Source organism: Nocardia salmonicida NBRC 13393, from assembly GCF_001613085.1.
Taxonomy (GTDB): Bacteria; Actinomycetota; Actinomycetes; order Mycobacteriales; family Mycobacteriaceae; genus Nocardia; species Nocardia salmonicida.
This window is the reverse complement of record NZ_BDBR01000076.1, coordinates 1-7,928: the sequence shown is the minus strand read 5'-3', so window position 1 is coordinate 7,928 and position 7,928 is coordinate 1. Positions and strand designations below refer to the sequence as shown.

Below are 7,928 nucleotides of genomic sequence, written 5' to 3'. Positions count from 1 at the left end.
GATAATGGTGACGTCGGATATTGGAACTGTCCGAATGCGTCGTGTGGGAGCCTGCCGACTCCGCGCTCGCGCAGGTCAGCGAGTCCCGGCTGATGCATCGGCTGTCCTTAGCAGGCCTGCGCTATGGGGTCGTGAAGTGCGCGCAGCGGAGGACTTGACCTTGACCACGGGGCAAGGCCGATGCTGGGTGCTATGGGTGACCTTCTGAGCATCGGCGAGTTTTCGGTCCGCTGTGGTTTGTCGGCGAAAATGCTGCGCTCATATGCGGCGGCGGGTGTGTTGTCCCCGGTGGCCGTCGACCGGGTGTCGGGATATCGGTACTACTCCCAGCAACAGGTCGGTCAGGCAAGGACCGTCGGCCTGTTACGTCGGGCACGGATCCCGCTTGCCGAGATCGCAGTGTTCCTGACGGGGCCGACCTACGACCAGATCGAGCTGTGGCAGGCCCAACTCGACGACGAGTTCGACATTCGTCGTCATGCACTCGACACCGCTCGTAAAGAACTGAACGAGAATTCAACTCTGCCGACGGTGATCGGCCCTCGGCAGGATTCCGGCCACGAAAGGACGACCACGGCGATGGCTACTGTCATGAGCGCTGCAACAGGGACCGACAAGGGTTTGTTGCGGGATACGAACCAGGACGCTGTTCTGGCCGAGGGGATTCTCTATGCCGTCGCCGACGGCATGGGCGCCGCCGGTGACACTGCGAGCAGGTGGGCACTCGAGACGCTTCGTTCCGAGTTCACCGCCGCTCCCAGCCCTGATGGCCTGATTCGGGCCTGCAGGCAGGCGAACCGGATGATCTGGGAGCACGCATCGGCTGTCCCCGAATTCGATGGCATGGGAAGCACTCTCACGGCGCTGGCTATGCTGCCCGCCGATCAAGGTGGTCCGGTTGCCGTCAATGTCGGCGACTCGCGCCTGTATCGAATCCGTGATGGCCGGATGGAGCAGTTGACCGAAGACCACACCATCGTGGGTTCGCTGGTGCGATCGGGCGAACTCACCAGGGAACAGGCTCGCTCTCATCCGCAACGGCATTTATTGACCATGGCCCTCGGGATCGAATCAGAGGTCACCCCCGACGTTGTCGCCGTCGAATGCCGTGCCGGGGACCGGCTGCTCATCAGCACCGACGGCCTGTTCAACGATGTCCCGGAGTCGGAGATCATCACCGCGGTGATGGCGTCGGATCCGGCATCCGCAGTTCGCCAGCTCGTGGATATGGCCAAAGCCGCAGGCGGCGCTGACAACATCACTGTCGTTGTCCTCGATGCCAGCTGACAAGACTTGGCGGCAAGACTGACGTTCGCAGGCGATATGGGCGTCGGCGAGCGCGGTGAAGGCAGAGGTGGACAAGCTGGGGTTCCTGCGTGGCCTCGCCCGGCGGTCTCTGCAGTCACTGATCGGATCTGTACAGAGATCAAGCTGCCGGGACCAAGACCAGGAACAGGAAAGCCAGAAAACGGGGATCGTCCTTATCGGCGAAATCTGCGAAATCTGCAAAGAATTCTGGGAACCGCTCCCGCGCCTCCGGTGCGGGACCTGGCTCGTCGAGGTGGGTCACTCGAAATCCGGTGTCGAAGAATGTCCTGAACATCGTCGACAGTGACCGGTCCCAAAACAGTAGGTCGGCGTCCTGCCCCGCCAGGTCCGTCTCGTGCCGGGGCCGCGTGGCGAAGTAGTTCGTTTTGTTGCCTGCCTGGAGGGCGGTGAACCACATGACCAGCGGGTGCTCCACCGACAGGATCAGGCGGCCTCCGGGCTTGAGCACCCGCCGGATCTCCGTCAGCGGGGAATGCCAGTCCTCGAGGTAGTGGAGCGTCAGAGAGCACACGACGTCGTCGAAGGTGGAGTCGTCAAATGGCAACGGTTCAGCCAGATCTGCGACGTACAGCTCGGCGGCGCTTCCGACGCGGTCGCGGGCGATGTCGATGAGCGCCTTGCTGCCGTCGATTCCGACGGCCGTAGCTCCGCCCTCGATCAGGTCGACGAGTGTTGGACCGGAGCCGCACCCCACGTCCAGCACGTGCTTACCGGAGATGTCACCGAGCAGCTCACGGATCGCAGGCCTGTTGTAGTACTCGTTGAGGAGACTGGTCGCGTTCTCCGCAGCGTAAGCTTCCGCGATCGGATCGTATGCCGCAGCACGGCCAGAGCTGTCCGGTGGCGTCGAGGTATCCATACTTCGAAACTAACAGCCATGAACGCGCGTCACTCGACAGCGGATCTGCAACCAGGCGTGGCAGTCACCAGAGGTCGACTCAGGAATGCTGATCGGTCGGCGGGCTGATAACCGTCCGCGCGAAGTGATGCATGCCATTCAACTGGGGTTTTGGGGGCGTGAGCCGATCGATGACTTCAGCCGACGTCCTCAGGAGAAGGGTTGTCATAGATGTTGTGGGCGTTGGTGATCGCCATGTGGCCGAAGGCCAGAATGTCGCGTCTGCGGGCCAGCGGGTTTCGGTAGAGCGATTGCCGGGAGTCGCCGCGGCGAAGCCGTAGTGCCTCATTGATGATGCGATGCCAGCGGTCGGGGAAAGTGTGCAGGGCGTGACGGCCTGCGCCGTCTTTGGAAGTGATGTCGCCGGTGGCGAGGGTGTAGTGGATTCGGGCGATGCCAGTGACTGTCCAGACCGTGCCGTAGTCGGTGAGCAGGCCGAGTCCAGGTTTGCTGATCAGCCGGGCGGCGCGGGATAGCCCGTTCGCCCAGTACTTTTCGAGGTTGGTGTTCTGCCAGGCGGCAAGTGCAGCAGGGTCGGTCCAGATGCCGAGGTCGCCGATGGCCGGCCCGCGTAGCGCGACGCCGTGGTGGGCGAGGGTGTGCCAGGCGACTGGAGTCTGTTGGCCTGCAACGGATTCCGCTTGCAGTTGTCCTTCGTGGCTGATCGGTCGGTCGACGGCAGCAGTTGGGCCTGCCGCGAGGTCGTTCCAGGTGAGGTAAGTCCCGTCGAAGAACGGTCGAGGTCGTTGCCGGCGCAGTTGTGTGTGGATTCGTTCCAGCGTGGCCAGCGCTGCGGCGTCTGGCGGTGTCGCAGTCACCGCGACGAAGTCGATGTCGCTGGCCTTGGGGTGGAAATCCCCGAGTGCCACTGAACCTTCTAGATAGAGACCTTCGATCAAACCGGGGGCTTCGGCGTCGGCCAGGGCCAGATAGGACTCGACGGTGTCTGTGACGATCGGTGATATCGACATGGGATCGAGTCTGCCGGAATCGGCAGGGTCGAGTCGGGTACTCGAACCGCCGGAATGCCTGTGGAATCAGGACTCCTGCACCAGTCCGGTGAATAACGGGATGACGGCCTCGTAGAGGTTCTCGAAGCAGCGGTAGTGAACGGCTGCCATCCCGATCGCGCGAGCGGAGTCGACGTTGATCTGGCTGTCGTCAATGAACAAGCAACGTTCGGCTGGCACGCCGGCCCGATCCGCGGCGATTGCGTAGATCCGAGGGTCGGGCTTGGCAACCTGAACCATAGAGCTGTTGACCACGTCATCGGCCAGATCAGTCAGACCGAGGACTGCCAGATCGTCGTCAAGCCAAACAGTCGCGTTCGTGACCAGGACGACGGGCACTCGCTTCCGGAGATCACCGATCAGGTCCACGACTGCTTGATCCATGAAGGACGGCGCGTGTGCGAACTCCTGGGCCAACTTCTCTGCCTGCCCGCGGGTTGTCAGCGTGATGAGCGCGTTGGCGATGGACGTGGCCCACTGCGCCCGGCTGATCTGTCCGAGAAGCAGTGGAAGGTCGCGCTCTGGCGCGAACGCCAGGTTCATGGTCGTGCCGGGCGCGATACCGGCGATCGCCTCCAGACGATGCACCTCGCCATAGTCGTAGTGACGGATCACGCCGTCGAGGTCGCAGAGCACAGCGTCGCAGGTCTGAGCAGTCATGATTGTTAACGCTCCTTGCTGGTGTTTCGGCCGCTGATCTCGGCGGCGTAGCTGGTCCAGTCTCCGGCGGAGATTTGTTGCCATCGGACGGCGGAGTTGACGCTGATGCCGAGTGTTCGGGCGAGGATGGCCGCGGGGATCTCGGTGGCGAGCTGGAACAGTGCAGTGCTTCGGGCTTGGCTGGGGCGGATGCCGAGTCGGTTGAGGCGCAGTTTGAGCCGTTCGGTGCTGATGGGGCGGCCGGGTTGGCCGCCGGGGAACAGCCAGCGTGACCGACCGTTGGCGCCGATGGTGGCGTGACCTTTGCGTGTGGTGACGACGGTGCGGGCCAGGCCGTCGACGGGGTCCGGCAGTCGGATCGGTGTTCGGCCGAAAGTGATCCGAACGTCGGTGTCGGAGATGGTGAATTGGTCGGTGGTGAGCAGGCTGATTGTGGATGGGCCTTGGGCGTAGAGGAGCAGCAGCAAACCGGCGAGCCGGTCCTCGGTGTCGATTGTGCTGTCGTGCAATAGGTTTCGTGCGGATCCCCAGCGAAGGTCATCGTCTATCGGGTTGACCGGGCCGCGCCAGCGGTGGGCAGGCAGGTAGGCGGTGGTGAGCTTGTTGGCGTGTGCCCACCGGATGAAGGTGGCGGTTTCGTAGCGGTAGCCGCCGGTGGGATCGGTCAGCCAGTGTTCGAGTTCGGTCTGCCCGAGAGTGGCGAGGGTGAGGTTGTGGGTGTCGAGCCAGCCGAGGAATGCCTCGGCTGCGCGTCGGTGCAGGCGGATGCGCAGGGCTTGCTGACGGGTGGTGGGGCGGCCGTTGTTCCGGCTGCGCAGACGTCTGAGCAGGTTCCAGATCAGGTAGCGGTGCAGGATTTTCCGGAGAACCAGATCCTGTTGTGTGGCAAGGAAGTCGGTGAGTGCCTGTTCGAGGCGGATGAGCTCCTCGTCACGCTCGGGTAGCGCGCCGAGGGCGACCAGGGTGAGACGAAGGTGCTCGAGGATCTGGCGTTTCGGCAGCTTGTCGAGTGCCTCGTGGGTCAGAGGCATCCGTCCGGCGGCGAGGTCGGCCAGAACCGATGCGACGGGTTGTTTGGTGAGCCAGCGGTTGGCGGTAATGGAATGTTCGGCGGTAGCGATGTCGTGACGCAGGGCCAACAACCCGGGAGCCAGGTCGGCCGTGGCCGGGCCCATGATCTTGTCCAAGCGCCTGTTGATCCGACACCGTTCGCACTGCCCTGGTTTCGGGTGGTCGGGGTCGCTGCAGGTGGGGCAGTCGAGCCAGGCCGGGGGCGGTGCGCAGTCGGCGCAGAGCGGGCAGGCCAGGGTTCCCGCGGCGATCGAAGCGAGCTCGCCGCAGCCCGAGCACGTCGCTGAGCGGCGTTGGCAGGCCGGGCACCAGGGTCGCCCCGTCGTGCGGGAGATCCCGCAGGCCGTGATGTCGCCGCAGACGAAGCAGGTCAGCACCGGTAGTGCGTGACAAGTCGGGCAGAGTGGTCCGTCGGTGGTGCGGCGGCTGACCGAGCGGCGTCGCCCGCATCCGATGCAGGTCTCCAGGTTCGCGGGATCGGTGATGAAGCAGTTGGCGCAGATCGGGCGGCCATGCTGGTCTCGGGTCACCGGTTCGCGGCGGGACCGGCAACGAGAGCATTCCTCGATGCGGGAGTGCGCGATGCAGGTTCGGCAGACACGAACTCCGTTGAGCGGCTTATCAATACGGACAACACGTCGGCATCCGGGACAGGTCGGAAGCACGATTCCGGCGATTCCGGCAGCGTGCAGATGCTCGACGAACTTCGGGATCACTCGCAGCGCTGCTCGATGCCCGTCACCGGTGAGCAATGCGGGATCGGATTCGATAGCCCAAGCCAGTTTCTGCTGATAGGCGCGCTGCCGACAGGACTGGTCGACCAGGTTAGCGATCGCGTCCCTGTCGACTCGCGGATCGAGTTCGGCGACCACGGAGTGGATCACCGATATAGGATCACGGTCGTCGACCTCGCAACATTGAGCGCATCGCGGTTGTCCATCCCGGTCGACGATCTTCACGCGCTTGGTCTCCCCGCAACCGGCGCAAGACGCTCGTCGATGTTCGCATGGGCCGCAATACCAGTCCTGCCCTTTTCGGGTGAATGTCCGCAGGTGCTTGCCGCAGCCTGCGCAGCACGGCGGTGAGACCCCCGTTGCCCCGGCTGCGCGCAACGCTGTCAGCAGTTCACCGACCACGCGTGGTGCCGGGGATCTGCCGTCGAGCAGAACCCCGGGACGCGAGGCCAGCGCGGCGGCCAGCCGCCGTGATTTCGCCCGACCGCCGGCGATCGTGAGGACCACCGAACGGATCCGGTCGGGAGCCAAGCTCGCGTCCACCGCGGCAATCAACTCCGTGATCACCCTGATTGGGTCCGCGATCGGCCGGTCGGGTTCGATTGCGGTCACTGTTGGGCGGTTCCTCGGATGCGGGCTCGCTTCGGTCGCATGTCCCCGACGCTGTCTCCGGCGCCGACGGCCTTCTTCCGCCGCGTGGTCTTCGAGGCCGCGGCGGCGGGCTCGATCAGGTCGTCCATGGAGCAGCCGAGGATGTCGAGCAGCGCCATGAGTATCTTCAGGCTCAATCGCTCCGGACGTTCGACTACCAGCCGGTAGACCTGGCTCGACGACAGCTCGATCTCGCGCCGAGCCAACGGCTCGATCAGATCGGTAGTCGCGAACATGCCGCGCTCGGCCATCACTCGTCGCAGATTCCAGCGATAGTCCAGCTTCGGTGCCATGTCGGTCCTTGTCTATGGGTCGGACGGGTCGAATGCAGGCGAAAGCGCCTTCAGCAGAGCGGTATTCATGTAGTCGTCGCTGACGTGGGTGTAGATCGCCGTGGAACTGTCGCACTCGTGGCCAACCTGAGATTGGATAAACCGGCGATCAACCCCATCTTCCGTGAGATGGGTCACGTACGAATGCCGAATAGAGTGGGGGACAAGAGCTTTCGGCAACTTCAATGCATCGCGGTATGTGACGAACCGGTCGTTGATTTCACTCGGCTTGAGTCGCCCGCCGCGTTCGGTGATCCACAATGCCGGATGGTCTTCGAACCCGAACCGAGGCCGCACGTTCTCGACATAGTCGCCGACGGCATCCACCGCCCAATCCATGACCGACAACACATTGCGGCGCCGAGGCGGCTGCCCCTTCTTCGCCTTGCCGTAGCGGACGTTGAGCATGCCGTAGCGACCGAACTGCGGCGCCTTCGAGTTCCGACCGAAATCGACCACATCCAGCTTCGACGTCTCGGTGCGCCGCAGGCCCCATCCATAGATGACTTTGAACAACGTGGCGTCACGATAAGCCGCCAGCGCCCCTTTGCGTTTCGCCCGGACCGCGCGGTCGACCTGGTCGTCGGCGTAATCGAGGAACCGCTGCAACTCCTCCCGAGTGAACGGCCTCGCCTCCGGGCGGCCTTCATAGGCGTTCAGGTGCGCGATCGTGTTCCACTCGTGGCAGATCAGGACCGGATGTGTGCCGAACTCCTTCTCGCACGCCACAATCCAGCCGTAACGGGCATCAACGAGGAACTCGCTGAACAACCGCACATCACCCTGATAGCCCCGGACAGTCGAGGACGCCAACCGCTTCTCGCTGGTCATCCACAACGACCACTCGTCAACATGAGCCGGCGTCCACTCCCACGGGTACTCGTTGGTGAACCCCAGGAACCGCCGCACCGACCGTTCCCGGTTGACGATCGTGTCCGCCCGCAACCCCCGCGCTGCCTGCTGAGCTCGCCAGCCCCGAACCATCGCTTCCACCATCGCGTCCTGCGGGTGCAGATGCACCACACCCGACACCAGCTCCAGATGGGCCGCACCCATCAAATCGACCTGCCGCACCCCACCTCCAAGACAACCGAAGAGTGAGCGAATCATGCATCAGCCGGGATGCTCAACGCAAATCGGCTGAACAACAGGCACTTTCAGGCAGCCAATCCGGAAACGTCAGCGTCGTCCCCCGCCTGGCAACCAGCCGAAACTCGCCCGCCAGATGCAATTCCCGAGACTT

Annotated in this window: 9 protein-coding genes; 3 read left to right on the top strand and 6 right to left on the bottom strand. The window is 63.8% G+C overall.

Annotated elements, in window-relative coordinates; genetic code table 11:
- The first annotated feature begins 192 nt into the window (after window positions 1-192).
- Complete coding sequence (locus NS1_RS39730) at window positions 193-1,287, top strand: MerR family transcriptional regulator (protein ID WP_169812893.1); 1,095 nt, start codon at window positions 193-195, stop codon at window positions 1,285-1,287.
- Between the two features lie 139 nt (window positions 1,288-1,426).
- Here the strand turns inward: NS1_RS39730 and NS1_RS38155 are convergent, their stop codons facing one another.
- From NS1_RS38155 to NS1_RS42160, 4 genes are all read right to left on the bottom strand, one after another.
- The gene (locus NS1_RS38155) at window positions 1,427-2,188 is read right to left on the bottom strand and encodes a class I SAM-dependent methyltransferase (RefSeq protein ID WP_062992581.1); all 762 of its coding nucleotides are present in this window, start codon (window positions 2,186-2,188) and stop codon (window positions 1,427-1,429) included.
- Window positions 2,189-2,364: 176 nt separating this feature from the next.
- Entirely contained in the window at window positions 2,365-3,198 is an 834-nt protein-coding gene (locus NS1_RS38150; RefSeq protein WP_062992579.1) for a nucleotidyltransferase domain-containing protein, read from the bottom strand.
- Window positions 3,199-3,264: 66 nt separating this feature from the next.
- The gene (locus tag NS1_RS38145) at window positions 3,265-3,897 is read right to left on the bottom strand and encodes an HAD-IA family hydrolase (RefSeq protein ID WP_062992577.1); all 633 of its coding nucleotides are present in this window, start codon (window positions 3,895-3,897) and stop codon (window positions 3,265-3,267) included.
- Window positions 3,898-3,902: 5 nt separating this feature from the next.
- Window positions 3,903-5,084: a hypothetical protein gene (locus NS1_RS42160; RefSeq protein WP_255284846.1), complete on the bottom strand. Its 1,182-nt coding sequence runs from the start codon at window positions 5,082-5,084 to the stop codon at window positions 3,903-3,905.
- Between the two features lie 61 nt (window positions 5,085-5,145).
- Between NS1_RS42160 and NS1_RS42155 the strand changes: the two genes are divergently transcribed.
- Together NS1_RS42155 and NS1_RS42150 are read left to right on the top strand one after the other, a co-directional pair.
- Window positions 5,146-5,358: a hypothetical protein gene (locus tag NS1_RS42155; protein ID WP_255284845.1), complete on the top strand. Its 213-nt coding sequence runs from the start codon at window positions 5,146-5,148 to the stop codon at window positions 5,356-5,358.
- Between the two features lie 122 nt (window positions 5,359-5,480).
- On the top strand, window positions 5,481-6,053 hold the full coding sequence (locus tag NS1_RS42150) for a hypothetical protein (protein WP_255284844.1): 573 nt from the start codon (window positions 5,481-5,483) through the stop codon (window positions 6,051-6,053).
- Window positions 6,054-6,310: 257 nt separating this feature from the next.
- On the opposite strand, the gene NS1_RS38135 is transcribed toward NS1_RS42150, so the two are convergent.
- On the bottom strand, window positions 6,311-6,646 hold the full coding sequence (locus NS1_RS38135; protein WP_062992575.1) for a helix-turn-helix domain-containing protein: 336 nt from the start codon (window positions 6,644-6,646) through the stop codon (window positions 6,311-6,313).
- A gap of 12 nt (window positions 6,647-6,658) precedes the next feature.
- Window positions 6,659-7,681, bottom strand: a complete 1,023-nt coding sequence (locus NS1_RS38130; RefSeq protein ID WP_218020017.1) for a tyrosine-type recombinase/integrase — start codon at window positions 7,679-7,681, stop codon at window positions 6,659-6,661.
- Between the last annotated feature and the right edge of the window lie 247 nt (window positions 7,682-7,928).